Raw genomic sequence first — 2004 nt, forward strand, 5'->3', positions numbered from 1 at the left:
GGCGGCCAAGATGTTCGGCGACGACCCGCTCACCGGGTTCCTGGCGATCATGATCCTGTACGCAGCACTGGCTGCCGCCGGGTACGCGATCGCCACCACTCTGCGGGCCAAGACGGAGGAGACCGAAGGCCGACTCGAGATCACGCTCGCCAAGCCGGTCTCGCGCGGTCGCTGGTTCGCCTCACACCTCGTGGTCGTGGCGGCGGGCGCGTTCGTACTGACCATGATCTCGGGTGCCCTCGCCCTGTGGGCGGGTGCGCTGGTCAACGGTGAGGTCGAGCTCGGGACGTTCGTGAAGGGCGGCGGGGCGTTCCTGCCGGCCGTCGCCGTCTTCATGGCGCTCACCGCGGCGCTGTATGCCTGGGCCCCGAAGATCACGCCGATCATCTGGGCGCTCTTCGCATTCACGTGCATCACCGGGATGTTCGGGCCGTTGTTCGACCTCCCGGACTCGGTCGCGGGCATCTCGCCCTTCTGGTGGGTCGGCCGCTATCCGCAAGAGCCCATCGAGCCGTCCCACATGATCGGGCTCAGCGCCGTGGCACTCATGTTGCTCCTGATCGCTTTCGCCGGATTCCGCCGACGAGACACCAACACCTGACCCCCTTCGCCGAGTCGGCGCGTCTGCCCCAGAAAATGACGTCGAGTCGGCGCCAATGTCTCAAGTTATCCACAGGCCTGTGGACAAGGCGGGACATCAGCGCCGACTCGACGCCTATTCTTGGGGCAGTTGCGCCGGCTCGGCCTCGTTTTCTGGGGCAGTTGCGCCGGGTCGGCAGTGGGCTAGAACATCAGGGCGGTGGCGGGGTCCGCCAGGACTGCGGCTACGTCGGACAGGTAGCGCGAGCCGGCTTCGCCGTCGATGTGGCGGTGGTCGAAGCTGAGGGCGATGGTGCAGACGTCGCGCGGCTCGATGCGCTCGTCATCGCCGTCGCCCACAACCCAGGGCTTGCGCGCGACGGCGCCGAGGCTCAGGATCGCCGACTCACCCGGGTTGATGATGGGTGCGCCGCCGTCGATGCCGAACGGACCGATGTTGGTGATGGTGAACGTCCCGCCGGCCTGGTCCGCGGGCGGGGTCTTGCCGGTGCGTGCGGTCGCGGTCAGCTCGTTGATCGCTCCGCCGAGCTCGGCCAGCGACATCCGATCGGCACCCTTCACGTTCGGCACCTGCAGACCGCGCGGGGTCGCGGCGGCGATGCCGAGGTTGACGTACTCCTTGAACACGATCTCCTGGGCGGCGTCGTCCCACCAGGAGTTGATGATCGGGGTACGCCGCATCGCCAGCAGACACGCCTTCGCCACGATGAGGAGCGGCGAGACACGTACGTCGGCGAACTCTCGCCGCGCCCTGAGCCGGGCCACCAGCTCGGTCGTCGCGGTCATGTCGAGCGTGGTCCAGATGGTCACGTGCGGCAGCGTGAACGCCGAGTCGACCATCGCCTGGCCCATCGTCCTGCGCAGCCCCTTGATCGGCTCGCGGCGTTCCAGACCACCGGAAGAAGCAACGGCAGGTACGCCAGCTGGTGCAGCCGTCTCCGACGCAGTCGGCAGCGCGTCCAGGTCGGCCGTGGTGATCACGCCGTCGGCGCGTTCGGGGGCGACCGTGGCCAGGTCGACACCCAGGTCGCGCGCCAGCTTCCGCGCGTTCGGCTTGGCCAGCACTTCGGCGCCCGCGGCGGTGGTCGGCGCGGCGACGGTGCGGGTGCGGCGTACGAGCACGTCCTCCTTGGAGCCGTAGCCCACCAGGGTCAGTGGCTTGTCTGCCTCGTCCGGTTCAGAATCCGGCGCTTCGGTCTGCACAGGTGACCCCTCGGCCTGCACAGGTGACGTCTCGGCCTGCACAGGTGACGTCTCGGTCTGCACAGGTGACGCCTCGGCCGGCACAGGTGACGCCTCGGCCGGCACAGGTGACGCCTCGGCCGGCGCGGGCGACGCCTCGGCCGGCGCGGGCGACGTCTCGGCAGAGTCGCCGATGCGGATGATGGGGGTGCCTACCTGGAC

At 69.1% G+C, this 2004-nt stretch carries 1 protein-coding gene and 1 pseudogene; one reads left to right on the forward strand and one right to left on the reverse strand.

Annotated features, from left to right (window positions below):
• Nucleotides 1–601, forward strand: a pseudogene (locus tag ACRDPS_RS14010) (hypothetical protein); the annotation flags it as partial.
• 182 nt (nt 602–783) lie between these two features.
• On the opposite strand, the gene ACRDPS_RS14015 reads toward ACRDPS_RS14010, so the two are convergent.
• Nucleotides 784–2004 (reverse strand): dihydrolipoamide acetyltransferase family protein (locus tag ACRDPS_RS14015; RefSeq protein ID WP_431502259.1); only part of this gene is annotated, 1221 nt, incomplete at its 5' end.

Source organism: Nocardioides sp. (assembly GCF_050699375.1).
In the GTDB taxonomy this organism is placed as follows: Bacteria; Actinomycetota; Actinomycetes; order Propionibacteriales; family Nocardioidaceae; genus Nocardioides.